The organism is Sphingobium sp. EP60837, from assembly GCF_001658005.1.
Taxonomy (GTDB): Bacteria; Pseudomonadota; Alphaproteobacteria; order Sphingomonadales; family Sphingomonadaceae; genus Sphingobium; species Sphingobium tyrosinilyticum.
In genome coordinates this window covers 179,708-205,710 of sequence record NZ_CP015986.1, presented here as the reverse complement: position 1 = coordinate 205,710, position 26,003 = coordinate 179,708, and the positions used below count along the sequence as shown (strand labels likewise).

Genomic DNA, 26,003 nt, shown 5'->3' with positions numbered 1-26,003 from the left:
TGGGCTCAGCCCTTCTTGAGGTGACGACGGCCCAGCAGTTCGGCGATCTGCACAGCGTTGAGCGCCGCGCCCTTGCGCAGATTGTCGCTGACACACCAGAGCGACAGGCCATTATCGACGGTCGAGTCTTCACGGACGCGGCTGACGAAGGTCGCATAGTCGCCGACACATTCGACCGGGGTGACGTAGCCGCCATCCTCGCGCTTATCGACGAGCATGATGCCCGGCGCTTCGCGCAGGATGTCCTGCGCTTCCTTGGCCGAAATCTCATTCTCGAACTCGATGTTCAGCGCCTCGGAATGGCCGACGAACACGGGGACGCGCACGCAGGTCGCCGTGACCTTCACCTTGGGATCGAGGATCTTCTTGGTCTCCGCAACCATCTTCCATTCTTCCTTGGTCGAACCATCGTCCAGGAAGACGTCGATGTGCGGTATCACGTTGAAGGCGATCTGCTTGGTGAACTTCTTCGCCTCCGCCGGATCGCCGACGAAGATGTTGCGCGACTGTTCGAACAGCTCGTCCATGCCCGCCTTGCCCGCGCCAGACACCGACTGGTAGGTGGCGACGACGACGCGCTTGATCTTGGCGGCGTCATGCAAAGGCTTGAGCGCCACCACCATCTGCGCGGTCGAGCAGTTCGGGTTCGCGATGATGTTCTTCTTCTTGTAGCCGTCGATCGCGTCTGGGTTCACTTCGGGCACGATCAGCGGTACATCCGGGTCCATGCGGTAGAGCGACGAATTGTCGATCACCACGCAACCGGCGGCCGCCGCTTTGGGCGCATATTCGGCCGTCGGGCCGGAGCCCGCCGCGAACAGGGCGATGTCCCATCCGCTGAAGTCGAAATGCTCGATATTCTGGCATTTGATGGTCTTGCCGGTGTCGCCGAAATCGACGGACAAACCCTGCGACCGGGGCGATGCAACCGCCGCGATCTCGTCAATAGGAAACTCGCGCTCGGCGAGAATGGTCAGCATTTCGCGGCCCACATTGCCCGTGGCACCAACGACGACGACCTTGTAACCCATGACTAAAGACTCCACTCCATGCAAAATTGCGGAGTGCGCGCCATAGCGCCGCTGCGGTAATTGTCCAGCATGAAGCGGCTACACCGCGGCAAAGCTCTCCTATTTCGACGGAGCATCGGGCGCCGTCCCGTGGCGAGCCAGAAAATCCTCAATCGTGCGCCAAAGATGGACGCTGATGCCGGGACCGCCCACACGATGAGTCTGGCCGGGATAGACCATCAATTCAAACGGCACGGCGGCCGCCTGCATCTTCGCCATAAGGGCCGTCATATTGTCGAACACGACATTGTCGTCCGACATGCCGTGGACCAGCAGCAGCGGGTCCTTGATCTTCACGGCGTCATCGATCGCGCCCGAGTGGGGATAGGCGCTAGGCTTGTCCTGCGGCTTGCCGAGGTAGCGTTCGGTATAATGGGTGTCATACAATTCCCATCGCGTGACCGGAGCGCCAGCGATCGCAGCGGAAAAGACGCCGGGCGCCTTCTCCAACAGCTTCACGGACATGTATCCGCCATAGGACCAGCCATAGGTCGCGATCCGCTGAGGATCGACATAGGGCTGAGCCTTCAACCATTCGACGCCTTTTAATTGATCCTCGACCTCGACCGTGCCCATCGCACGGTAAAGATGATCCTCGAACGCCTTGCCACGATCGGGCGTGCCCCGATTATCCACCGCGAAGACGATCCAGCCTCTATCCACCAGATATTGGTAGAGCGGCGAACTCCATTGATTGGTCACGATCCGGCCCGCACCCGGTCCGCCATAATGCAGCATGAAGACCGGATAGCGTTTCCCTGCTTCCAGCGGCGGAGTCATGATGCGGGTGTAAAGCGTCGATCCGTCCGCTGCCTTGATCGTGCCGAAGCGCGTCTTCACGTGGCTGCCGAGATAAGGCGCATAGGGATGGCCGTCCGCCACTGCATTTTCTGACAGCCACTGCAGCCGCTTGCCGCCGGTGTCGGCCAGATAGACCTGCTTCGGCTGATCCGTGTTACTGCGGGCGATCACGACGCGGGTGGCGGCGGCGTCCATGACGGCGTCGTTCCACCAGCCATTGCTGGTCAACTGGCGCAGCTTGCCCTTGCCCGACAGAGGCGCGGCATAAAGTTGCTGTTCCAGCGGCGTTTCGCGATTGCCGGTGAAATAAACGAGGCCCTGCTTCTCATCGACGGCGACAACATCGCGCACCTCCCACGGGCCGCTGGTCAGCGGCGTCCAGGAGCCGTCGCGCACATGATAGAGATGGCCATGACCGCTCTTTTCAGACCACCAGAGGAAGCTGCCATCACCAAGCGGCGTGAAATTGTTGCTGAGGTTGACCCAGCTCTTTGCTCTTTCAGCAAGCAGCACCTTGGCCTTGCCCGTGGTGGGATCGACCGCGAGCAGGTCCAGCGTCTTCTGGTCGCGGCTCTGACGCTGGACATAGAGAGTCCTGGCATCCTTCGACCAATCAACGCGCGCCAGATAAATGTCGCGTTCATGCCCCAGATCGACCTTCACCTGGCTCGATCCATCCGGCTTTATGACATAGAGATCGACCAGCGCGTTAGGCGTTCCGGCGGCGGGATAGCGCTGCTGATAAACCTTCGTTCCCTCGCCACCGATGGCGGTCCGCGTGACGATACCTACCGGCCCCTCATCGACGCGAGCGACGGCGATCATCGCATCATCCGGGGACCACCAATAGCCGGTGCGGCGATCCATTTCCTCTTGTGCGACGAACTCGGCGACGCCCCAGCTTACCGTGTCACTCGCACCTTGGGTCAGTTGGCGTTCCCGTCCACCGATCGGCTGCACGAAGAGATTACCCTCGCGCACAAAGGAAACGAAGCCGCCCTTGGGGCTGACGATCCCATTCAACTCGCCTTCGGGTGTGTTGGTTAGCCGTGTGACGCGACCATCCAGCGCGGCCAAAAAGAGATCGCCATCGACAGGGACCAGGATGCTCTTGCCATCGGGCGCCCAGTCGTAGCTGACGATGCCCGTATTTCCAGCGATCGAGCGGTCCCGTTCGCGCTGCATCTTCTCGGCCTCGGACAATTCCGCACCGCTCCCCACCTTCTTCGAATCGACCAGCATCCGTTCGACCCCCGTCGAACTGTCGATCGCCCAGAGATCGAGCCGCTCCTTTTCATCCGTCCGCGGTTTCAGCAATGTGACCAGCTTGCCGTCCGGCGACAATTTCAACGCGCGCGGCTGAGGCCCAGATAGATCGGGATTGGCAAAGACGCGCTCCAGCGTCAGCTTTTGCTCGGCTGCGGCTGGAACCGTCGCGGTCGCCAGCAGCGCGCCGATGGCCGCGCCACCCTTCGCATAAGAGGAAATCGTCATTCGGCGAAGTTAGCGCCTGGGAGCTGAAAAGATCAATGTAGGGAAATAATCTTTCCTACCACGACCAAGGGAGGTCATGGTGGGCGCGACAGGGATTGAACCTGTGACCCCACCCGTGTGAAGGGTGTGCTCTACCGCTGAGCTACGCGCCCCCTGAAAGGAGGATGCGGCCATTGGCACCCGTCACCGCTCCTGTCAAGCAGGGGTGAAACCGAAATCGTAAATTGGGCTTATTGCCTTTTTGTGGGGCCGCTTTAGTTGCGAGACCAGAAAGGGAGTGACTGTCTATGCGTCAAACCATTGCCTTCGTGATTGCCGGGTTTCTTCTCTCCGGCCTGGCAGCCTGCAACACCGTTCAGGGTGTGGGCCGCGATATTGAATCCGTCGGTCGCGCAGGCGACCGCGCTATGTAAGCTGAGCGATCATCGCTTGAATTACTGAAGAACGCGGCTGCCCATGGCCGCGTTTCTTTCCAGCCGGACGCCATCGCAATCCGGTTCGCCGCAGTTGCACGCGGCGAGGGTGTAGCGGACGCCGCACATCACCAGAACATCATGGTCGAAGGTGTAGTTGGAGATCCCCGCGCGCTCGACTTTTTCCCGCGCTCTGGCCTTCAGAGACATTGGATTTCCTCCCGTTCACCAGTCTTCATGATCCGTGCTGCTCCGCACAAAGTCAATTAACCGGAATTGGTTCCTGAACGAATTGTCATAATTCCGTCTAGAAAATGCCACGATCCAGCGCCCCGGGCTACTATGCTTGCGCGGTAGCCCATTCGCTCCCATATGCCGCGCCATGAACGACCAACGCTCCAGCGCCATGCCGGTCTGGCACGGCACCACCATCATGTCGGTACGTAAGAACGGGAAGGTGATCGTGGCCGGTGACGGCCAGGTTTCCATGGGCCAGACCGTCATGAAACCGAACGCCCGCAAGGTCCGCCGCCTGCATGACGGGTCGGTCATTGGCGGCTTTGCAGGCGCGACGGCTGACGCCTTCACCCTGTTTGAACGGCTGGAAGCAAAGCTGGAACGGCATAACGGCCAGTTGATGCGCGCCGCCGTGGAGTTGGCCAAGGACTGGCGCACCGACAAATATCTGCGCAACCTGGAAGCGATGATGATCGTCGCCGACAAGGAAGTAACGCTGATCCTGACTGGCAATGGCGATGTACTGGAGCCGCTGGGCGGCGTCGCGGCGATCGGGTCAGGCGGCAACTTCGCCCTCGCCGCCGCCCGCGCGCTGGTGGAGTATGAAGAGGATGCGGAAACGCTCGCCCGCAAGGCGATGGCCGTGGCGGCGGATATCTGCGTCTATACCAACGACCAACTGGTGATCGAGGAATTGCCCTCGGTAACTTAACTCCGTTCGGGTCGATCTGGTCGAAGCTCTTCCCTTCTCTTCAACTTAAAGAAATGCCCTTCGACAAGCTGAGGGCGAACGGATTTCCAAAGACATGAACGACAACCTGACCCCCAAAGCCATCGTCTCCGCGCTGGACGCGCACATCATCGGGCAAGCCGATGCCAAGCGCGCCGTCGCCGTGGCATTGCGCAACCGCTGGCGGCGTCAACGCCTCTCACCCGATTTGCGCGACGAAGTGACGCCCAAGAACATCCTGATGATCGGCCCCACGGGTTGCGGCAAGACGGAGATCAGCCGCCGCCTCGCGAAGCTGGCCGACGCACCCTTCGTAAAGGTCGAAGCCACCAAGTTCACCGAGGTCGGCTATGTCGGCCGCGACGTCGAGCAGATCGTCCGCGACCTGGTCGAAGAAGCCGTTCGCCTGGAAAAGGACCGCCGCCGCGAGGCCGTGCGCGAGGCTGCCTCCGAGGCCGCCATGGGCCGCCTGCTTGACGCGCTCACAGGCAAGGAAGCGAGCGAGGCGACACGCCTCTCCTTCCGTCAACGGATCGAGAATGACCAGATGAATGACGTCGAGGTGGAGGTAGAGGTTGCCGACAGCCCCTCCATGCCGATGGAAATTCCCGGCATGGGCGGCCAGATCGGCATGATCAACCTGTCCGACATGATGTCCAAGGCTTTCGGCCAGACGCAGAAGAAGCGTCGCAAGCTGCGGGTTGCGGAAGCCTGGGACAAGCTGGTCGAGGAAGAGCAGGACAAGCGGCTCGACCAGGATGATGTCGCCCGCGTCGCTATCGCCAGCGCCGAGCAGAACGGCATCGTCTTCCTGGACGAGATCGACAAGATCGCGGTCAGCGATGTACGCGGCGGCTCTGTCAGCCGCGAAGGTGTGCAGCGCGATTTGCTACCGCTGATCGAGGGCACAACGGTTTCGACCAAATATGGCCCGCTCAAGACCGACCATATCCTGTTCATCGCGTCGGGCGCGTTCCATGTGGCGAAGCCTAGCGACCTGCTGCCTGAGCTTCAGGGCCGCTTGCCGATCCGCGTGGAGCTCAAGGCGCTGACCGAAGATGATTTCGTCGCCATCCTCTCCGACACGAAAGCCAGCCTTGTTGCGCAATATCGCGCATTGCTGGCGACTGAGGGCGTGACCATCGATCTGACGCCGGACGGCATCCGCGCGGTGGCGAAGATCGCAGCGGAGGTCAACAGCGAGGTTGAGAATATAGGCGCACGCCGCCTTCAGACCGTGATGGAAAAGCTGCTGGAAGATGTGAGCTTCGACGCAGAGGACCGCCAGGGTGAAACGCTGGTGATCGATGCAGCCTATGTCGGCAAGCAACTGAACGAAGTTGCGCGGAATACCGACCTTAGCAAATATGTACTCTAGCCCCCCTGCCGCATGCGGAGGGGCTGGGAGGTGGGCGCGTGCGTGGCGCGGCTCCACCCTTAATCCCGTCCCACATACGGGAGGGGAAATCGTTCAGTAGCTCCGGCCCACCAATACCCGTTCCACCGCCTTCTCGCCGGTAAAGATGCAACTGCTATCCGCCGCATCCGCATTTAGCGGCACATTGCGCAGCGTCAGCTTCTCACCCTTCAGCCACTCGATCACCTTGTCCAGCGCCGCGCCGGTTGGCTTGGCCCACTGGACCAGCGCCCAGCCAGGTTTCTTGCTGGCAGCAAAATAAGCCTTCAGCGCATCAAGCGCGGTGATTGATGTGTCGATATTGCCCTGCAGCCGCGCCTGTGCGTCGGTGAACAGGGCCTGCTGGACCTCCTCCAGCATGGTCGTCGCCGCGCCCAGGAAATCACCCTTCGCCACGATCTGGCTATCGAGCTTGCCATCCTCGCGATAGAGGCGGTCGCGGCGTAGCACGGACACATTGCCGCCCGCAACATCGCGGCCACCGACTTCGATGACGATCGGAGCGCCCTTCTTGACCCAACCCCAGCGCTTGTTCGCGGCCTTCGCGGGGCGCCGGTCGAGCAGCGCGCGAACGGGTTCGCGGAACGCGTCCTTCTTGTTCAACTCCGCGACCAGATCGCCGCAATAATCCAGGATCGCCGTATCCTCATCATTGTCGCGCAGCATCGGCACGACGACGATCTGATAGGGGGCAAGCCGCGGCGGCACACGGAGACCGTCGTCGTCACCATGCACCATGATGAGGCCCCCGATCATCCGGGTGGAGACGCCCCAGCTGGTGGTCTGTGCCAGTTCCTGGCTACCTTCGGCGTTCTGGAACTTGATGTTCTGCGCCTTGGAAAAGGTAGTGCCCAGGAAGTGCGACGTCCCGGCCTGCAGCGCCTTGCCATCCTGCATCATCGCTTCGATCGAATAGGTGGCGACCGCGCCGGGAAAGCGCTCATTCTCCGGCTTTTCGCCAGCTACGACGGGGAGAGCGACGCACTCCTCCGCGAAGCTGCGATAGACTTCCAGCATCTTCATCGTCTCTTCCATCGCCTCTTCGACGGTGGCGTGAGCCGTGTGGCCTTCCTGCCAGAGGAACTCGGCCGTGCGCAGGAACATACGGGTGCGCATTTCCCAGCGGACGACATTGGCCCACTGATTGATCAGCACCGGCAGGTCGCGCCAGCTCTGCACCCAGCGGGAAAATGCTGCGCCGATCACCGTTTCGGAAGTCGGACGGACGACCAGCGGTTCTTCCAGCTTCGCTTCCGGATCGGGCACCAGCTTGCCGTCCTTCTGGATCAGGCGATGGTGCGTGACGACCGCCATTTCCTTGGCGAAGCCGTCCACATGCTCAGCTTCCTTCTCAAAATAGGAAAGCGGAATGAAGAGCGGGAAATAGCAATTTTCGTGGCCGGTCGCCTTGATGCGATCGTCCAGCAACTTCTGCATCCGTTCCCAGATGCCATAGCCCCAGGGCCGGATAACCATGCAGCCGCGCACGCCGCTTTCCTCAGCCATATCGGCTTCGGAAACGACAGCCTGGTACCAGGCGGCGAAATCCTGTTCGCGGGTAACGGAAAGGGCGTGCTTCACGGATCGGGCCTTGTTCTTATGTCTTAAAGAAGGCGCGCCATAGGCCAAGCGCGCCGTCCCGTCGAGCCCGAACGCTCGGGCTCAGCTCAGCTTGTCGATCTTCGCATTCAGTGCAGCAAGCTGCGCCTTCAGGTCCGCAATCTCGTCATCCTTGTCGTCGCCGGATGCTGCGGTAGCTGGCGCCGGCGACACGCCAGGCATGCCGGGCATCCCAGGCATTCCCGGCATGCCAGGAACGCCGCCGAACGCGGTGGCAGCGGCTTCGAACATCTGCATGTTGCGCTTGGCGATTTCGGCCAGCGGCCCCCCGCCAAACGCGCCCTTCATCGCCTCCTGAAACTGCATCTGGTTCTTGCGGAACGCTTCCATCGACGCTTCCAGATATTGCGGCACCATGGACTGCATGGAATCGCCATACATGGCGATCAGCTGGCGCAGGAAGTTGACCGGCAGCATATTCTTGCCCCGTTGCTCCTCCTCCATGATGATTTGCGTGAGGACATTATGCGTAATATCCTCTCCGGTCTTGGCGTCCACGACCACAAACTCGCGCCCCTCACGAGTCATTTGCGATAACAGATCCAGCGTGATGTAACTCGACGTTTCCGTGTTATAGAGACGCCTGTTCGCATATTTCTTTATGATGACCGGCTCTGATTCATTGGCGGTCTTGGTTTTGGCCATGGATTCCTCTCCCACACCTGCACATTCCGCATTAGCACAGGGGGTTGCCGCACCGCAACATGGACCGCGGCCATTACCCCTCTTTCTCAGCATTTTATGGCGCGAAACGGAGAATGATCCTGATCTTCGAAGGCTCGCCTTCCAAGGTTTACGTAAATATCAGACCGCAGAGCGCCCCGCTCCTCCTCCCAGCCCTGCATCATTTGCGGCTTCTGGCAGCGCCAAATTGCTGCACTACGGCAGGGAAAATGGCCGGGCGCCGGTTGTTTTCATACCCTCGCTCATCAACCCGCCCCAAGTTCTCGACCTGTCCGAGGGACGTTCCATGCTGCGCCACATGGCTGCAGCAGGGCATGACGCCTATCTAGTGGATTGGGGCCAGCCGTCAGCCAAGGATGCGAGCCTGGGTCTTGATCATCATGTAACCCAACGGCTCTTGCCGATGCTGGAGGCCCTGCCTCGGCCGCCCATCCTTGTGGGCTACTGTTTGGGCGGAACCCTGGCCCTAGGCGCGGCGTCCGTCACCGATGTGACCGCCATCGCGACTATCGCCGCACCATGGCAGTTTGACGGCTTTCCCACGGAAGATCGCAACCTCATCGGCTCACTTTGGCAAGGCGCAAAGGCGACGAGCGAAAGGCTCGGCTATGTCCCCATGGAGGTCTTGCAGTCTGGCTTCTGGGCGATGGACCCCGCGCGGACGATCCGCAAATATGCCGCCTTCATGAACATGGAACCGGGTTCAGAGGCTGAGCGCGCCTTCCTCGCCGTGGAGGATTGGGCCAATGGCGGCCCTCCCCTCACCTTCGCCGCCGGTCGCGAGCTGTTCGAAACCTTCTATGGCGGCAACGTCACGGGCCTTGCCGAATGGCAGGTTGATGGCGCCAAGGTCGATCCGGCGCGGCTGCGCTGCCCGGCCTTGTCGGTGCGCTCCGCTACCGACCGGATCGTGCCCGCCAGCGCCGCGCCCGAACTTGCGGATGGCGTCACCCTGCAACTCGGCCATGTCGGGATGATAGTGGGCAGCCGCGCCCAGGAACTGCTGTGGGACCCGCTCTCCCTTTGGCTTTCAAGCCATGGGGGATGATGATATTGCGGCAACAGGCCGGTTTCTTCAGCGAGGATCAGGATAGTGTCAGACATCGTCATCACCGCCGCCAAGCGCACTGCTGTCGGCAGCTTCATGGGCGCGTTCGGATCGACCCCGGCACATGAACTCGGCCGCACCGCGATCGTCGCGGCGCTGGCTCAAGCAGGGATTGCGCCCGAGGAAGTCGATGAAGTCATATTGGGCCAGATCCTGACCGCGGCCCAAGGGCAAAACCCTGCGCGCCAGGCAGCCGTAAACTCGGGCATCCCGGTAGAGCGGACGGCGATCGGCCTCAACCAACTGTGCGGGTCGGGCCTGCGCGCCGTCGCCCTTGCCGCGCAGGCGATCAAGGCTGGAGACGCGCGCATCATGGTCGCAGGCGGTCAGGAAAGCATGTCACTCGCTCCGCATGCCCAATATCTGCGTGGCGGCGCGAAAATGGGCCCGATCTCGTTCATCGACACGATGACGCATGACGGGCTGACGGACGCGTTCAACCATTATCATATGGGCGTCACCGCCGAAAATCTGGCGGAGAAGTACCAGATCAGCCGCGATGCGCAGGACCAGTTCGCCGTCGCCAGCCAGAACAAGGCGGAAGCTGCGCGTGCATCGGGCCGCTTCAAGGATGAAATCGTCCCTGTGACGATCAAGGGCCGCAAGGGCGACACGGTCGTCGATGCGGATGAATATATCCGCGCAGGCGCCACGCTAGAGGCGATGCAAGGATTGCGCCCGGCGTTCAAGAAGGATGGCACAGTGACGGCGGGGAACGCCAGCGGCATCAATGATGGCGCGGCCGCCCTTGTGGTCATGACGGCAGCCGATGCTGCGCAACGCAATGCGCCCGTTCTGGGACGCATCGCCAGCTTTGCGACCTGCGGTGTCGATCCGGCAATCATGGGCATCGGCCCCGCACCGGCGTCCCGCAACGCTCTGGCGAAGGCCGGCTGGTCGCTCGCCGACCTGGACCTAATCGAAGCCAATGAAGCTTTCGCCGCTCAGGCGCTGGCCGTCGGGCAGGAGCTGGGCTGGGACCCGGAAAAGGTCAATGTGAATGGCGGCGCGATCGCGATCGGTCATCCCGTGGGTGCATCGGGCTCGCGCGTACTGACGACCTTGCTCTATGAGATGCAGAAGCGGGACGCGAAGAAGGGCCTCGCAACCCTGTGCGTCGGGGGCGGCATGGGCGTGGCCATGTGCATAGAACGCTGAGCTAGGCTTCGGCCATGAACAAGGCCGCCGGTGGATAAGTCGGCGGCCTTTCCGTTGCGATTACTCCCAAAGCCGATCGAAGCGATCGCCAAGCCCCGTCAGCAATTCATATTGAGACAGGCCGGAGAGCGCCGCCGCTTCAGGCAGCGCATAGTCGATATCCAGCCAATCGCCCTCGACCAGTGAAGGCTGGGCGGAAACATCCACAGCAACCAGGTCCATCGAAACGCGTCCGACGACTGCCAGGGCAATGTCTCCGGCCTTCACAATCCCCCGGCCGGAAAACGCCCGCAGATAACCGTCGGCATAGCCGATGTTCAGCACAGCGATGTCCATGTCGCGCACGACTACATGGGTTGCATTATAACCGATGCTGTCGCCCGCTGGCACATGCCGCCTTTGCAGCAATTGAGCCTGGGGGAAGACCACCTGCGCGATCTTTCCCGCCGCTTCCGCCCGTGGCACGCCGCCATAGAGCGCCAGCCCAGGCCGTGTCAGATCGAAAGCATAGTCCGGTCCAAGACAAATGCCCGCGCTGTTCGCCAGACTGTATCGCTGCGCCGGAACACTGGCTTTCAACGCTCCAAACCGCTCCAATTGAAGCTGGCTGAGCCGCGTATCCTCGTCAGCGGAAGCGAGGTGACTGAGCAATGTATCGACGGTCAGACCCTCGATCTCAGCCAAGGAATCGCCGCGCCAATCGAGCCCCAGCCGGTTCATTCCCGTATCCACCATGAGGTCGCAAATGCCGCCGCCGGCAGCCTTCCAGCGCACGATCTGATCGGGCGTGCACAGAACGGGGCGCGCGCGTGAAGCCAGCGCGACCTCCATGTCCTCAGCTCGCACGCCGTGCAGCACCGCGAGCGAAATCCCTTCTTCCAACAACGGTTCAAGCGGCCTTGCTTCGGCCCAATTCGACACGAAAAAGTCGCGGCATCCTGCATCCAGCAGGCGTCGCATTACCTCGACAGCGCCGGCGCCATAGCCATCCGCCTTGATCGCAGCGCCACAGGCTGCAGCGCCGTTGCGCTGTTGTAGCCAGCGCCAATTATTCACAAGGGCGCGGCTGTCGAGGCGCAGACGCAGGGGAGCGGAAAATACGGTCATCCGCCTCGCGATAGCGGCATCCTCCGCAAGCGTCGAGCCGTCACGCGCTCAGCTTGGCGCCGCGCGTTTCCGGCAGTGCGATCAGGCAGGTCAGTAGTGCGACGGCCACCACGACGATGGTGTACCATAGGCCCGCATAAGGATCGCCCGTCCGCGCCACGATATATTGGCTGACGAGCGGCAGGAAACCGCCGAAATAGCCGGTCCCGATATGATAGGGGATCGACAGCGAACTGTAGCGGATGCGGGCAGGGAAATATTCTGACAGCAGCGCAGCCACCGGGCCGTATGTAGCACCCGACAATGTCCAGAGCAGCAGGAGAGCGAGGAACAGCAGCATGGCTCGCGGCCAGTCGGGCTTGACGACGCCGAAGTCATAACCGCGCGCCGTCAGGGCTACATCCAGCCCGTCTGTGCTCAGGTCGGTCACAGTCGTGCCGCCGATCGTCACCGCAGGCCGATCACCAGCTAGCTTGTCATAGGGAATGCCGCGCTTGGAAAAATGATCGAGTAGCTTTCCGCACGCGCTCGGCTGCACCTTGGCAAATGGGTCGAAGCTGCAATCCGGTCCCGACACGACCACCGGCGCGCGCTCCGCCACCTGATAGAGGGCTGGGTTCGCGACACTCCCCATGAAATGGTAAAGCGGCATGAGCAGCAGCAGGACGAGCGCATAGCTGATAATGATGGGCTTTCTGCGGCCGACCCGATCGGACAACCAGCCAAAAAAGATGAACGCTCCCATGCCCACGAAGGCACTGCCGCCCACCAGCAGCTGCGCTGTGCCCGGCGACACATGCAGGCCGCTCTGCAGGAAATAGAGCGCCTGGAACATGACCGTATAGGCGATGACGGTGAAGCCCGCCGCGATCCCGATCATCGCGACCAGCATGCGCCGCTTGTTGCCCGGATAGGTGAAGGCTTCCTTGAGCGGGTTGCGGGATTGCTCACCCGCCTTCTTCATCGCGGTAAAAACCGGACTTTCGCGCAGCATCAGGCGCATCCAGAGCGAAATGGCCAGCAGTGCGAGCGAGAAGATGAAAGGCAGCCTCCAACCCCAGGCTTCCCACGCGGCCTTGCCCACAATCATCTGCGTTCCGACGACGACGACCAGCGACAGGATGAAGCCCCCGATGACCCCGGCCTGGATGAAGCTGGTGTAAAAGCCGCGCTTCCCCGCTGGGGCATGCTCCGCGACATAGATGGCCGCCCCGCCATATTCCCCGCCCAGCGCAAGCCCTTGCATGATCCGCAGCAGGATGAGGATGATGGGAGCGGCAGCCCCGATGCTGGCTGCGGATGGGGTCAGCCCCACGCCCGCCGTTGCTCCGCCCATCAGGACGATCGTCGCTAGAAAGGTATATTTCCGGCCCAGGCGGTCACCGAGATAACCGAACAATGCTGCACCCAAAGGCCGAAATCCGAAGCCTATTGCAAAGCCCGCCAGCGAATAGAGCAGTTCAACCGTCGGATTATCGGTGGGAAAGAAGGTGCGGCCGATGATAGGCGCAAGCACGCCATAGATGTAGAAATCATACCATTCGAACACAGTGCCGAGCGCGGAGGCGGAAATGACCAGCCGGTCTCGCCTTGCGTCCATGACATAGCCGCTGTCGGCCACCCCCTCCCTCATCCCCCTTCATTCCCCCTGTGTGTTGGCAAATTCTTTTAGAGTAATGCCGCCCCTCGGCAAGGATGGGATGACCTTTGCAGAGGATCATGATTAGGATAATCGAACATATTCGTTCTTTAATATAAGGGAGGGGTGAATATGAGCGTTGAGCCAGGCTCTTTCAGCCGCAGAGAGATCATGTCCGGCGCTGCCTCGATCACTTTGTCGGCGGCTGCTGTGGCTGGAACGGCGGAGGCGACAACGCCTGCGTCCGCCTCTTCAGACTGCCCTGCGGCGCGAACTTTCCCTCCTCCCAGTTCGATCAGCAAGGCGGCGCAAGATTATCTGAGGAAAGGCGCGATGCAGCCGCCACCCCGACCTGTTCCGCAGCCGTCTGACCGGGAAGGCTGGCACGCATATATCGCCGAAGGGAACCAATCGCTCCCGGCGGACGCCATATTGAAGATGCCCGGAGTGGATGTCGAAGCGCAGCAAATCGGTGGCGCAACCTGCTACGTCGCCACCCGCCGCGGCATTTCGGGCGCGGAACGGCGCAAAGCGCATCTGAGCATTCATGGGGGCGGCTGGATATTGTTCGGCGGCCGCGCCGCCATGGCGTTGGCGAAGGTCACGGCGATGCAGTTCGGCGGCGTCACCTTTGCCGTGGATTACCGCATGCCGCCCGATCATCCTTATCCCGCTGGTCTTGATGACTGTTTCGCCGTGTATAAGGCTCTGCTCGCAGAATACGGCGCAAAGAACATCCTGGTTTCGGGCGGCTCCGCAGGCGGCAATCTCGCTGCTGCATTAATGCACAAGGTGAGAGACGCGGGATTGGAGAAGCCGGGCGCCCTTGTTCTTGAAACTCCCATCACCGACCTCACAAATTCTGGCGATAGCTGGGAGGTGCTGAACGGTCTCGATCCCATATTGCGGGACGCGGACGGCGTTGGTTCAACCCAGCTTTACCTGAACGGCAACGACCCGCATCATCCATATCTTTCACCGCTATTCGGCGATTTGGGGAGCGCCTTTCCGCCTACCCATCTCGTCACCGGGACGAGGGACCGTCTGCTGTCCGACACGGTCAGGATGCATGCTGCGCTCAGGGCTGCTGGCGTGGAGGCTGATCTCTATGTCGCCGAAGCCATGCCGCACAGCGGCTTTGGCAAGCAGACCCCGGAGGATGCCGCTGTCCTGACAGACACACGCAAATGGTTGAAAGGGCGCTGGCCCGCCAGCTGATCCACGTGATGACAGCCTCGCTCGGCCGACCCGGGGCTGTCGTCACCGGTCGAGCATCCAAGACAAAAATCGGTGCCCCGCCTAACATGGCGGGAGCACGCAACAGTCTTATTCCATTTCAAGGATGATGGCGTCCACAGGCAGGCTTTCGCCCTGCGCCGCCGACACGCTCTTCACCACGCCCGACTTTTGCGCGCGCAGGATATTTTCCATCTTCATCGCTTCGATCACGGCGAGCGGCTGACCGGCCTCGACCTTGTCGCCTTCCTTTACATGCAGCGCGACCAGCAGGCCCGGCATGGGGCAGATCAGGAAGCGCGAGAGATCCGGCGGGATCTTTTCAATCATGTGCTTGGCCAGCAGCGCGGCATGGGCGGGCAGGATGCGCAGCTTGTGGCTCGCGCCATGAGCAGTCAGGATAAAGCCAGCGCGAACCGGCGCGATCCTCACGGCCAACTGCTCCTCACCGAACTCCGCCTCGATCAGCCGGTCGCCGGGCGTATATTCCAGCGCCATGTCGATCGCCTCGCCATCGACGGTCACGTCGTCGCCATCGATCACGACGTCATGGATAGCGTCACCGATCTTCACCTGCCAGCCTGTCGGCGGAGCGAGGCGTTTGCCGAGTTGACCGTCGATCCGACGCGCCCGGTCCGCCTGTGCCATGGCGGCAAAGGTGCCGATGGCCGACAGCTTCTTGAGCAGCGTCTCCGAGGCCGGAGCACCAGCAAAGCCCTCGGGATATTCCTCGGCGATGAAGCCGGTCGTGATGTTGCCCGAGCGGAAACGCTCATGCTGCATCAGCGCGGAGACGAAATCGATATTGTGACCCGGCCCCTCGATCTCGAACTGGTCGAGCGCAGCGATCTGCTTGTCGATGGCTTCCAGACGGGTCGGCGCCCAGGTGATCAGCTTGGCGATCATCGGGTCGTAGAACATGCTGACCTCGCCGCCTTCGACCACGCCGTCATCGACGCGCACGCCGTCGCCCGTTGCCGGCGGATTGTAACGGATCAGGCGACCCGTCGAAGGCAGGAAGCCGCGATAGGGGTCTTCGGCATAGACGCGGTTCTCGATCGACCAGCCGTTGATCTTCACATCCTCCTGACGGAAGGACAGTTCCTCGCCATTGGCGACGCGGATCATCTGTTCAACTAGGTCGAGGCCGGTGATCTCTTCGGTGACCGGATGCTCCACCTGCAAACGGGTGTTCATTTCCAGGAAGTAGAAGCCGTCGCCGGTCTTGTCCGCGCCCGACACGATCAGTTCGACCGTCCCCGCGCTGAAATAGCCGACCGCGCGCGCCAGGGCGACGCACTGCTCGCCCATCTTCTTACGCATTTCGGGGGATACGAAGGGCGATGGCGCTTCCTCCACCACCTTCTGGTGACGGCGCTGGATCGAGCATTCGCGTTCATTGAGATAGACGATATTGCCGTGCTGGTCGCCCAGGATCTGGATTTCGATATGGCGCGGGCTTTCGATGAACTTCTCGATGAACACGCGGTCGTCGCCGAAACTGTTCAGGCCCTCACGCTTGGTCGCCTCGAAGCCTTCGCGGATATCCTGCTCGGAGTAGGCAAGGCGCATGCCTTTGCCGCCGCCGCCGGCCGAGGCCTTCATCATCACCGGATAGCCGATCTCGTTCGAGATGCGGACGGCGTGCTCGGTGTCCTCGATCACGCCGACATAGCCGGGGACGACATTGACGCCCGCGGCCTTGGCGAGTTTCTTGGACTCGATCTTGTCGCCCATGGCGGCGATGGCGTTGGCCGGAGGGCCCACGAAGATGATGCCCTCGGCGTCCAGCGCCTTGCGGAAGCTCTCACGCTCCGACAGGAAGCCATAGCCCGGATGCACGGCATTGGCGCCGGTATCCTTGCACGCCTGAATGATTTTCTCGGCAATCAGATAGGATTGAGCAGCGGGCGACGGGCCGATATGGACGGCTTCGTCCGCCATCAGCACATGCGGCGCGCGGGCGTCGGCATCCGAATAGACCGCGACTGTCTTGATGCCCATCTTCTGCGCCGTGCGGATGACGCGGCACGCAATTTCGCCACGGTTCGCGATCAGGATCTTGGTGATTGCCATCTTCTGTCCTTGCCCCAGTCCTATCAAAATTGTTCACCCCCGTTCGTCCTGAGTAGCCATTGAGCGAAGTCGAAATGGCGTATCGAAGGATGCTTCGATACGGGCCTTCGCCAAGCTCAGTCCCTACTCAGCACGAACGGTTTGGAAAAATCACTCCGCCGCCTCCAGATGCCCATGCGGCTGCGCCATCATCGGCGTCAGCCCGAGCTTGGAAAGCAGTGCGCTATCCTTGTCGTCGCCGGCATTGGCCGCCGTCAGCAGCTTGTCGCCGGTGAAAATGCTGTTCGCGCCCGCCATGAAGCAAAGCGCCTGACAGGCTTCGCTCATGCTCTCACGCCCGGCGGAAAGCCGCACCATCGACTGCGGCATAACGATCCGCGCCACAGCGACGGTGCGCACGAACTCCACCTCGTCGATCTTGGCGAGCGGCGTGTCCTTGAGCATGTCGCCCAGCACAGTCCCGGCCACCGGCACCAGCGCGTTGATCGGCACGCTTTCGGGATGCGGCATGGTGGCAAGCGCATGGAGGAAGCCGATGCGATCGCTCCGCGTCTCGCCCATGCCGACGATCCCGCCGCAGCACACATTGATGCCCGCATCACGGACATTCTCCAGCGTCTCGATCCGGTCCTCGAAGGTCCGGGTGGTGATGACGTTGGCGTAATTTTCCGGCGAGGTGTCGATATTGTGATTGTAGTAGTCGAGCCCCGCATCTGCGAGTTGCTTGGCCTGATCTGCCGACAGCATGCCCAGCGTCATGCAGGTTTCCATGCCCATCTGGCGCACGCCCTTCACCATCTCGATGAGCTTGGGCATGTCCCGTTCCTTGGGATTGCGCCACGCCGCACCCATGCAGAAACGGCCTGAGCCGTGATCCTTCGCCTGCGCTGCCGCCTGAAGCACCGCCTGCACGTCCATCAGCTTGGTGGCCTTCAGGCCGCTTTCCGCCTCGGTCGATTGGCTGCAATAGCCGCAATCTTCCGGACAGCCGCCAGTCTTGATCGACAGCAGGGTCGAAAGCTGCACTTCATTGCGCGGAAAATTCGCGCGATGGATCGACTGCGCTTCAAACATCAAATCGTTGAAGGGCAGGTCGAACAGCGCAGCGATCTCGTCGCGGGTCCAATCTGTGCGGGGCGTCTGGGTGTTCAAGCGGCTTCCTCCAGCCCCGCAGGGGGCATGTTGTGGCCGAGGAGGCGCAGCACATCGGCCGCACATTCCACGACGTTCGAGCCGGGTCCATAAATGCCCTGCACGCCCGCGTCACGAAGGAAGTCGTAATCCTGCGGCGGAATGACGCCGCCGGCGATCACCTTGATGTCGTTGCGGCCCTTTTCACGAAGCTGCTTGATGAGTTCGGGGATCAGCGTCTTGTGACCCGCCGCGAGGCTGGAAGCCCCAACCACGTCCACGCCGCTTTCCAGCGCCAGCACCACCGTTTCCTCAGGCGTCTGGAACAGCGGGCCCGACACGATATCGAAACCCATGTCTCCAAATGCCGACGCGATCACGTTGGCGCCCCGGTCGTGGCCGTCCTGCCCCATCTTGGCGATGAGTAGTTTCGGCTTGCGACCGAGGCGCCGCTCGACGGCCTGCACACCGTCAAGAACCTGTTTCCAGCGGCTGTCATGCCCATAGGGCTTGGAATAGACGCCCTTCACCGGCGTTGGCACAGTGCCATAGCGGTTGAAGCTATCCTCCATGGCGGAGGAAATTTCGCCCAACGTGGCACGGGCGCGCGCCGCTTCGACGGCGTGGGCAAGAAGATTGTTTTCGATCGACTGCTGACCAGCGGCAGCTTGACGCAGCGATTCCAGCGCAGCCTGGCACTGTGCTTCGTCACGCTCTGCCTTGACGCGGTTGATACGCGCGATCTGCGCCTCGCGAACCTTGCTGTTATCGACCTCAAGCGTTTCCAGCAGGTCTTCATTCGCAAGGCGATATTTATTGACGCCCACGATGACGTCCTCGCCCCGATCGACACGTGCTTGGCGCGCAGCGGCCGCCGTCTCGATCATTGCCTTGGGCCAGCCTGCGCCGACCGCCTTGGCCATGCCGCCTTCGGCCCCGACGCGGTCGATGATCTCCTGCGCGGCATCGACCAGTTGCTGGGTCAGCGACTCGACATAGTAGCTGCCACCCAGCGGATCGACGACATTGCACATGCCGGTCTCTTCCTGGATGACGATCTGCGTGTTGCGGGCGATGCGGGCGGAGAAGTCCGTCGGCAGCGCGATCGCTTCGTCCAGCGCGTTGGTGTGGAGCGACTGCGTGCCCCCCAGCATCGCCGCCATCGCTTCGATGGTGGTCCGCATGACGTTGTTATAGGGGTCCTGCTCGGTCAGCGAGACGCCCGAGGTCTGGCAATGGGTGCGCAGCATCTTGGACCGCTCGTCCCTCGCACCAAGCTTCGTCATGGCCCGATGCCACAGCACACGCGCGGCGCGCAGCTTGGCGATCTCCATGAAGAAGTTCATGCCGATGGCGAAAAAGAAGCTCAAACGCCCAGCGAACTTGTCGATGTCGAGGCCCGAAGCCACGCCATATTTCACATATTCGATGCCGTCCGCGATGGTGAAGGCCAGTTCCTGCACCTGCGTCGCCCCGGCTTCTTGCATATGATAGCCGGAGATGGAGATGCTGTTGAACTTGGGCATCTCGCGGCTGGTATAGCCGAAAATGTCCGAGATGATCCGCATCGAGGGTTCAGGCGGATAGATATAGGTGTTGCGGACCATGAACTCCTTCAGAATGTCGTTCTGAATGGTCCCGTCGAGCAGCTTGCGCTCGACCCCCTGCTCCTCACCCGCGACGATGAAAAAGGCGAGGATCGGGATGACCGCGCCGTTCATGGTCATGGAGACCGACATCTGGTCGAGCGGGATGCCGTCGAAGAGGATCTTCATATCCTCTACGCTGTCGATCGCCACGCCCGCCTTGCCGACGTCGCCGAGAACCCGGGGATGGTCGCTGTCATAACCGCGGTGGGTGGCAAGATCGAAGGCGACGCTGAGGCCCTTCTGGCCCGCAGCCAGATTGCGGCGATAAAAGGCGTTGGATTCTTCCGCAGTCGAAAAGCCCGCATATTGCCGGATGGTCCAGGGGCGGCCCGCATACATGGATGCCTTCACGCCCCGGGTGAAAGGCGCGAAGCCGGGAAGGCCCGGATCGACGGTTACGTCTTCGGCCGTATAAAGCGGCTTCACCGTAATCCCCTCGGGGGTCTCCCAGTTCAGGTCCTTGCCCTTCACCTCCTTGGCGGCGGCGGTGGCCCACTGATCCAGCGTCGGCTTCTCGGTCATTCGTCCCATTCCTTTCCTCTCTCCGTCGGGGGGAGAGGATACGCAGGCTTGCCAGTTCGTCTGACTAGCCGAGGTTGGAGAGGGGGAGAGCCCCTCTCCGCTGCGACTAGGGCCTACTTCGCAGACCCCAATCTCGCTGCCTCTCCCCTAAAGGGGCGAGGCTAATTAGTGGTCGCCCTTCGGCGTCTCCATGATCTCGGTCAGCACCCCGTTCATATCCTTGGGATGGACGAAGAAGATCAGCGTGCCATGCGCCCCGATGCGCGGTTCCCCGAGCACCTTTTTGCCCAGCCCTTCAAACCAAGCCTTGGCTTCATGAATATCGGGCACTTCATAGCACATATGATGCTGCCCGCCTGCCGGGTTCTTGGCGATGAAGCCATGAATCGGGCTGTTCTCGCCCAGCGGCTCGATCAATTCGATTTGTGTGCCGTCGGTGCCATTTTCGCCCGGCGTATCGACAAAGCACACCTTCACCCCCTGCGCGGGCAGGTCGAAAGGCTCATGCGTGATCGTCGCGCCCATGACATCGCGATAATAAGCGATGCTGAATTCCAGCGAAGGCGTTGCAACGCCGATATGGTTCAAGCGGCCGAGTTTCATTTCACTTCACCTAGCTCGTCACCCCGGCGAAGAGCTGGGGTCTCATGAGGCGCAATGCCCGTTAGAGCGGAATATTGTCGTGCTTCTTCCACGGATTCTCCAGCGCCTTGTTGCGCAGCTTGCGCAGGCCCAGAGCAATCCGCTTGCGCGTCGAATGCGGCTGGATCACCTCGTCGATGAAGCCCTTGCTCGCCGCCACGAAGGGGTTGGCGAAGCGGTCTTCATATTCCTTCGTGCGATCGGCAATCTCTTCGGGCGTCTTGCCGCGGAAGATGATCTCGACGGCCCCCTTTGCGCCCATCACCGCGATCTCGGCGGTCGGCCAGGCATAGTTGAGGTCCCCGCGCAGATGCTTGGAGGACATAACGTCATAGGCACCGCCATAGGCCTTGCGCGTGATGACGGTGATTTTTGGAACGGTCGCTTCGGCATAGGCGAACAGCAGCTTTGCGCCATGCTTGATGATGCCCGAATGCTCCTGCGCGGTGCCCGGCAGGAAGCCCGGCACATCGACGAAGGTGACGATCGGAATTTCAAACGCGTCGCAGAAGCGGACGAAGCGGCCCGCCTTCTTGGACGAGTTGATGTCCAGAACGCCCGCCAGAACCATCGGCTGGTTCGCGATGATGCCGACCGTCTTGCCTTCGACCCGGCCGAAACCACAGATGATGTTGCCCGCATGGGCCGGCTGCACCTCAAAGAAGTCTCCCTCGTCGATGACCTTGCGGATCAGCTCATGCATATCATAGGGCTGGTTCGCGTTCGCCGGGATCAGCGTATCCAGGCTTTCTTCGGCGCGGTCCCAGGGATCGGCGCTGGGACGCTCCGGAACCGGCTCCTTGTTCGAGGCAGGGAGGAAATCGACGAAGTCGCGGACCGACAGCAGCGCTTCAAGGTCATTCTCGAAGGCGAGGTCGGCCACGCCCGACTTGGTAGTGTGCGTGACCGCGCCACCCAGTTCTTCCTGCGTGACGATCTCGTTCGTGACGGTCTTGACCACGTCCGGGCCGGTCACGAACATGAAACTCGAATCCTTCACCATGAAGATGAAGTCGGTCATGGCGGGCGAGTAAACAGCGCCACCCGCGCACGGCCCCATGATCACGCTGATCTGCGGCACCACGCCAGACGCCAGCACATTGCGCTGGAAGATTTCCGCGTAACCGGCGAGCGAAGCAACGCCTTCCTGAATCCGCGCACCGCCGGAGTCGTTGAGCCCGATCACGGGCGCGCCGACCTTCATCGCCATGTCCATGATCTTGCAGATCTTCATGGCGTGCCGTTCGGACACCGCGCCGCCATAGACGGTGAAGTCCTGGCTGAAGACGAAGACGAGGCGGCCGTTGATCGTGCCAGAACCCGTGACGACGCCGTCGCCGGGAATATGCTGCTGATCCATGCCGAAGTCGATGCAGTTATGCTCGACATACATATCGACTTCTTCGAAGCTGTCTTCGTCCAGCAGCACTTCAAGCCGCTCCCGCGCCGTCAGCTTGCCCTTGGCATGCTGGGCATCAATGCGGCGCTGGCCACCACCCAGGCGCGCGGCTTCGCGCTTGGCTTCCAGCTGTTCGATAATGGCGAGCTTCGACATAAAGAATATCTCTCCGGGTAACGACACGGACGGCTACATTTGCCCCTTTCCCTTCTTTCCACATTTTCGCAAATGCAAATTTGCCAATTTGCAAATCACCATTTCGCAAATTATGGACGCCGCATGGCAAGAGGCAATCGCATTTTCGCAGGTCCGCGGCTCCGTCAACTGCGTTTGGACCACCGGATGGATCAGGCCACCATGGCGCAGGCGCTCGGTATTTCCGTATCCTATCTCAGCCAGTTGGAAAATGACGACCGGCCGCTGACGGCTAAAGTGAAGGCCGCGGTGGCCAGCGCTTTTCCCACCGATTGGGCGAGTTTCGACAGCCGGGAGGAGGAGCAACTGCTGGGCGCCTTCACCTATGCGCTTGCCCACCCCGAACTGCCGGGCCCTCTGATGGAACCCGAGCGAGTTGAAAAGCTGCACCTCCAGTTCCCTGAGTTCGCCGCCCGCTATATCGACCTCTACAATGCCCATATGCGCGCCAACGAGCGCATCAACATGATCGAGGAGGCGATCGCCAACGATCATGAAGTTCAGGCCCGTCTTCCCTGGGAAGCGGCTCGCGACTGGTTCCACGAGGCGGGCAACTATGTCCATGCCCTCGATTGCCTGGCAGAGGACATGGCGAAGAGCTTCACCGCCGGACAGGCGCTTGATGAGGGCATGCTGGTCGAGGCGCTGGCGCGGCGGCATGGCATCGAAACGCTGATTGCCGACACGCCGGATTCCGCGCTGCGCGCCTATTCATCAAGTGATCGCAGACTGTTTATCAACGCCGCTCTGCCCACCGAAAGCCGCAAGTTCATGCTCTCCCACCAGCTCATGATGCTGGAAGGGCAGGCCGTCATCGCCGATGTCGTCAATCGCGCCGCCTTGCCGGTCGAGGGAGCCGACCGTCTGCTGACGATCGGGCTGGGCAATTATGCCGCGGGCGCGCTGTTGATGCCTTATGCGGCTTTCCGGGAAGCTGCCCGCGAGGTGCGCCACGACATTGATCGCCTCGCTCGCCGCTTCGGAGTCAGTTTTGAACAGGCGTGCCACCGGCTCTCCACCCTTCAAAGACCCGGCTTGCGCGGCATCCCCTTCTTCTTCTGCCGCGTCGATATGGCGGGCAACATCACCAAAAGGCACAGCGCCACCCGCCTGCAGTTCGCCCGCTTCGGCGGAGCCTGTCCCTTGTGGAACGTCCATGAAGCCGTCGCCATTCCCGACCGGATCAATGTGCAGCTGGGCGAAACGCCCGATGGGGTGCGCTATGTCTCCATGGCCAAGGGGCTGGTAAAGCCGTCAGGCAGCTATTCGCGCACGCCGCGCCGCTATGCCGTGGTGTTGGGTTGCGAAATCGCCCATGCCGCGAACTTCGTCTATGCCGATGGCCTCCAGCTGGAGATGGAGGGCGCGGCGACGCCGATCGGCATCACATGCCGCCTTTGTTCGCGCCAGGGATGCGACCAGCGCGCCTTTCCTCCCGCAGACCGCCCGATCCGTGTCGATCCGGACAATCGGCAGATCGTTCCCTATTGGATCGGCTGAACGGCAGGCAAGCGGTCCCAGCTTGCGGAAACTGGCCCTGTCGCTCGTTTCCTCAAGCGCTTAGGCTGGACACATGATCGACGATATTTCTTTGCGCGGCGATATCCGGACGCACCTGACGAACAGCGGCTTTGCACGTGCCGGCGGGCGTGAAATGCTGGCTGCGCTGGGCGCCCAGGAACCGGCCTGGCAGCAGTTTGCGCGTAGCTGGGATGATCTTGGCCCTGACCTCTATATGGCCGATGGCGGCCGCTATCGGCGGCGGCGTCATGCTGCCTTCCGTTGCCAGCAGGGTGAATTCATCCGCAAGCCCCACCAGCCCCATTTCCAAAGCCGCGACTATAATCCCTTGAACGGTGACGTGCAGCGTTGGTTCGAAGCCGTGCATCAGGAGACGATCGACAACCCTGTGATGCAAGCCGTTTTCGCTTTCTGCGCAGACAGCTTCGGTGCGACCGGCGCGCAGCCTTGGCATGTCGAAATGCACCAGTTCCGCATCGAAGCGCAGGAGGGCCAAGTCGGCCGCCCAACACCGGAGGGCCTGCACCGCGACGGGGTCGATTGGGTCTTTGTCATGCTGATCGAGCGCCGCAATGTTCGCGAAGGCGTGACCCGCATCGGAGCGCCCGACGGTTCAGCGCTTGGCGAATTCACGCTCGCTTCGCCCGGCGACGCGGTGCTGATCGACGACCACCGCATCCTGCACGGCGTCACCGAAATCCACGCGGTCGAACCAAATCTTCCAGCTTGGCGGGACGCGCTGGTGGTGACGTTCGCCGAGGAAAGCTAAACTGCGGTCCTTCGTATCGACCGAACGGACCTTGGCATCACTTCAACAACACCAGCTCTTCCGCCATGCTGGGATGCAGCGCAACCGTGTCGTCAAACTGCTGCTTGGTGAGCCCTGCCTTCACCGCGATCGCTGCAGCCTGCAGAATCTCTGGCGCATCCGGCCCGATCATGTGCAGTCCCACCACCCGATTGGTCGTCGCATCCACCACCATCTTGTAAAGCGCCCGCTCCTCTCGCCCGGCCAGCACATTCTTCATCGGGCGGAAGTCGGATGTATAGACCTTGACGGTACCCAGCTTGTTCTTCGCCTGCGCCTCGGTCAGGCCAACGCCAGCCAGCGGCGGGTGGCTGAACACGGCGGAAGGCACGCAGTCATAATCCACGGTCCGCGGATTGTCGCCAAACACCGTGTCGGCGAAAGCATGGCCCTCACGGATGGCGACAGGCGTCAGTTGCAAGCGATTGGTGACGTCGCCCACCGCATAGATGCTCTCGCAACTGGTCCGGCTATAGTCATCAACTTTGATCGCACCCTTGTCGTCCAACTCGACGCCCGCACTCTCCAGACCCAGCCCCTCGACATGAGGCTGGCGGCCGGTCGCGAACATGATCGTGTCGCAGGGGATAGGATCGCCATTGCTGAAATGCATGCACAGCGTCCCGTCTTCATTCTTCTCGATCCGCTCCATCTTCGCGTTGAAGCGGAAAACGATGCCCTTCATCGTCGAAATCTGCATCAGCCGGTCGCGGATCTGCTCATCATAGCCGCGTAGCAAAGTGGCCGATCGGTTTACGATCGTCACATGGCTACCGAATTCGTTGAATATCCCCGCAAATTCATTGGCGATATAGCCGCCGCCGACGATGATGATCCGCTTGGGCGCGTCCTCGAGGTGGAAGGCTTCGTTGGACGTGATGCCATGCTCGGCCCCTTCGATCTCAGGAAGGGCCGGCCATGCGCCGGTGGCGATGAGGATATATTTGGCGCTCACCTCCCGTCCGCTCGACAGCTTCACACTATGCGGCCCGGTGATGGTCGCCCGTTCAGAAATCAACTCAACCCTATGGCTGGAAAGCGTGTTCTTATAGAGCCCCTCCAGCCGATCGACATCGGCCAGCACATTGTCGCGCAGCACTTTCCATTCGAAATCGCAGTCCGGCACATTCCAGCCGAACCGCCGCGCATCTTTCAGGTCCTCCGCGAAATGCGCGCCATAGATGAGCAACTTCTTGGGCACGCATCCGCGAATGACGCAGGTGCCCCCGACCCGATATTCCTCCGCGACCGCAACCTTCGCCCCATGCGCCGCCGCCACACGCGAGGCGCGAACGCCTCCCGATCCCGCACCGATGACAAAAAGGTCGAAATCATAGTCGCTCATG

The 26,003-nt window shown here is 61.5% G+C and carries 21 protein-coding genes and 1 tRNA gene; 8 read left to right on the top strand and 14 right to left on the bottom strand.

Features of this window, described 5'->3' with window-relative positions; translation table 11 throughout:
• Positions 1 to 5: 5 nt before the first annotated feature.
• From EP837_RS00910 to EP837_RS00900, 3 genes are all read right to left on the bottom strand, one after another.
• The gene (locus EP837_RS00910; RefSeq protein ID WP_066523807.1) at positions 6 to 1,031 is read right to left on the bottom strand and encodes an aspartate-semialdehyde dehydrogenase; all 1,026 of its coding nucleotides are present in this window, start codon (positions 1,029 to 1,031) and stop codon (positions 6 to 8) included.
• 99 nt (positions 1,032 to 1,130) lie between these two features.
• Positions 1,131 to 3,365 (bottom strand): S9 family peptidase, encoded by a 2,235-nt coding sequence (locus tag EP837_RS00905; RefSeq protein WP_197486291.1) that lies wholly within the window; start codon positions 3,363 to 3,365, stop codon positions 1,131 to 1,133.
• A gap of 77 nt (positions 3,366 to 3,442) precedes the next feature.
• Positions 3,443 to 3,517 (bottom strand) — tRNA-Val (locus EP837_RS00900).
• 135 nt (positions 3,518 to 3,652) lie between these two features.
• Here EP837_RS00900 and EP837_RS00895 point away from each other — a divergent pair.
• Positions 3,653 to 3,778, top strand: coding sequence for an entericidin A/B family lipoprotein (locus EP837_RS00895; protein ID WP_066523806.1), 126 nt, complete (start codon positions 3,653 to 3,655; stop codon positions 3,776 to 3,778).
• Between the two features lie 21 nt (positions 3,779 to 3,799).
• Here the strand turns inward: EP837_RS00895 and EP837_RS00890 are convergent, their stop codons facing one another.
• Positions 3,800 to 3,988: a hypothetical protein gene (locus EP837_RS00890; RefSeq protein WP_066523805.1), complete on the bottom strand. Its 189-nt coding sequence runs from the start codon at positions 3,986 to 3,988 to the stop codon at positions 3,800 to 3,802.
• 172 nt (positions 3,989 to 4,160) lie between these two features.
• Here EP837_RS00890 and hslV point away from each other — a divergent pair, with 172 nt between their 5' ends.
• On the top strand, positions 4,161 to 4,727 hold the full coding sequence (gene hslV, locus EP837_RS00885) for an ATP-dependent protease subunit HslV (protein ID WP_066523804.1): 567 nt from the start codon (positions 4,161 to 4,163) through the stop codon (positions 4,725 to 4,727).
• A 94-nt stretch (positions 4,728 to 4,821) separates the two neighbouring features.
• Positions 4,822 to 6,123, top strand: coding sequence for an ATP-dependent protease ATPase subunit HslU (gene hslU, locus EP837_RS00880; RefSeq protein ID WP_066523803.1), 1,302 nt, complete (start codon positions 4,822 to 4,824; stop codon positions 6,121 to 6,123).
• A 93-nt stretch (positions 6,124 to 6,216) separates the two neighbouring features.
• Here hslU and proS read toward each other — a convergent pair whose 3' ends face one another.
• Together proS and phaR are read right to left on the bottom strand one after the other, a co-directional pair.
• Positions 6,217 to 7,743, bottom strand: coding sequence for a proline--tRNA ligase (gene proS / locus EP837_RS00875; protein ID WP_066523802.1), 1,527 nt, complete (start codon positions 7,741 to 7,743; stop codon positions 6,217 to 6,219).
• Positions 7,744 to 7,824: 81 nt separating this feature from the next.
• Complete coding sequence (gene phaR, locus EP837_RS00870; protein ID WP_066523801.1) at positions 7,825 to 8,427, bottom strand: polyhydroxyalkanoate synthesis repressor PhaR; 603 nt, start codon at positions 8,425 to 8,427, stop codon at positions 7,825 to 7,827.
• On the opposite strand from phaR, the gene EP837_RS00865 reads away from it, so the two are divergent.
• Both EP837_RS00865 and EP837_RS00860 read left to right on the top strand, forming a co-directional pair.
• Positions 8,426 to 9,514 carry an alpha/beta fold hydrolase gene (locus tag EP837_RS00865; RefSeq protein WP_082919519.1) on the top strand — a complete coding sequence of 363 codons (1,089 nt, stop codon included), beginning with the start codon at positions 8,426 to 8,428 and terminating at the stop codon, positions 9,512 to 9,514. The two genes, phaR and EP837_RS00865, sit on opposite strands and share 2 nt — an antisense overlap.
• Before the next feature lie 45 nt (positions 9,515 to 9,559).
• On the top strand, positions 9,560 to 10,732 hold the full coding sequence (locus tag EP837_RS00860) for an acetyl-CoA C-acetyltransferase (RefSeq protein WP_066523800.1): 1,173 nt from the start codon (positions 9,560 to 9,562) through the stop codon (positions 10,730 to 10,732).
• Positions 10,733 to 10,792: 60 nt separating this feature from the next.
• Here the strand turns inward: EP837_RS00860 and alr are convergent, their stop codons facing one another.
• Both alr and EP837_RS00850 read right to left on the bottom strand, forming a co-directional pair.
• Positions 10,793 to 11,839: an alanine racemase gene (alr, locus tag EP837_RS00855; protein ID WP_066523799.1), complete on the bottom strand. Its 1,047-nt coding sequence runs from the start codon at positions 11,837 to 11,839 to the stop codon at positions 10,793 to 10,795.
• 40 nt (positions 11,840 to 11,879) lie between these two features.
• Entirely contained in the window at positions 11,880 to 13,472 is a 1,593-nt protein-coding gene (locus tag EP837_RS00850; RefSeq protein WP_066523798.1) for an MFS transporter, read from the bottom strand.
• A 138-nt stretch (positions 13,473 to 13,610) separates the two neighbouring features.
• Between EP837_RS00850 and EP837_RS00845 the strand changes: the two genes are divergently transcribed.
• Positions 13,611 to 14,696 carry an alpha/beta hydrolase gene (locus EP837_RS00845; RefSeq protein WP_082919518.1) on the top strand — a complete coding sequence of 362 codons (1,086 nt, stop codon included), beginning with the start codon at positions 13,611 to 13,613 and terminating at the stop codon, positions 14,694 to 14,696.
• A 108-nt stretch (positions 14,697 to 14,804) separates the two neighbouring features.
• On the opposite strand, the gene EP837_RS00840 is transcribed toward EP837_RS00845, so the two are convergent.
• From EP837_RS00840 to EP837_RS00820, 5 genes are all read right to left on the bottom strand, one after another.
• Positions 14,805 to 16,790, bottom strand: coding sequence for an acetyl-CoA carboxylase biotin carboxylase subunit (locus EP837_RS00840; protein ID WP_066523797.1), 1,986 nt, complete (start codon positions 16,788 to 16,790; stop codon positions 14,805 to 14,807).
• A gap of 150 nt (positions 16,791 to 16,940) precedes the next feature.
• Positions 16,941 to 17,942: a biotin synthase BioB gene (bioB, locus tag EP837_RS00835; protein WP_066523796.1), complete on the bottom strand. Its 1,002-nt coding sequence runs from the start codon at positions 17,940 to 17,942 to the stop codon at positions 16,941 to 16,943.
• Complete coding sequence (gene scpA / locus EP837_RS00830; protein ID WP_066523795.1) at positions 17,939 to 20,092, bottom strand: methylmalonyl-CoA mutase; 2,154 nt, start codon at positions 20,090 to 20,092, stop codon at positions 17,939 to 17,941. The genes bioB and scpA overlap by 4 nt, the downstream gene beginning before the upstream one ends.
• Positions 20,093 to 20,257: 165 nt before the next feature.
• Entirely contained in the window at positions 20,258 to 20,695 is a 438-nt protein-coding gene (gene mce, locus EP837_RS00825; protein ID WP_066523794.1) for a methylmalonyl-CoA epimerase, read from the bottom strand.
• Between the two features lie 61 nt (positions 20,696 to 20,756).
• Positions 20,757 to 22,289 (bottom strand): acyl-CoA carboxylase subunit beta, encoded by a 1,533-nt coding sequence (locus EP837_RS00820; RefSeq protein WP_066523793.1) that lies wholly within the window; start codon positions 22,287 to 22,289, stop codon positions 20,757 to 20,759.
• 123 nt (positions 22,290 to 22,412) lie between these two features.
• On the opposite strand from EP837_RS00820, the gene EP837_RS00815 reads away from it, so the two are divergent.
• Together EP837_RS00815 and EP837_RS00810 are read left to right on the top strand one after the other, a co-directional pair.
• Positions 22,413 to 23,828 (top strand): helix-turn-helix domain-containing protein, encoded by a 1,416-nt coding sequence (locus EP837_RS00815; RefSeq protein ID WP_066528432.1) that lies wholly within the window; start codon positions 22,413 to 22,415, stop codon positions 23,826 to 23,828.
• A gap of 73 nt (positions 23,829 to 23,901) precedes the next feature.
• Entirely contained in the window at positions 23,902 to 24,618 is a 717-nt protein-coding gene (locus EP837_RS00810; RefSeq protein ID WP_066523792.1) for a 2OG-Fe dioxygenase family protein, read from the top strand.
• A gap of 37 nt (positions 24,619 to 24,655) precedes the next feature.
• On the opposite strand, the gene gor is transcribed toward EP837_RS00810, so the two are convergent.
• Complete coding sequence (gene gor / locus EP837_RS00805) at positions 24,656 to 26,002, bottom strand: glutathione-disulfide reductase (protein WP_066523791.1); 1,347 nt, start codon at positions 26,000 to 26,002, stop codon at positions 24,656 to 24,658.
• Between the last annotated feature and the right edge of the window lies 1 nt (position 26,003).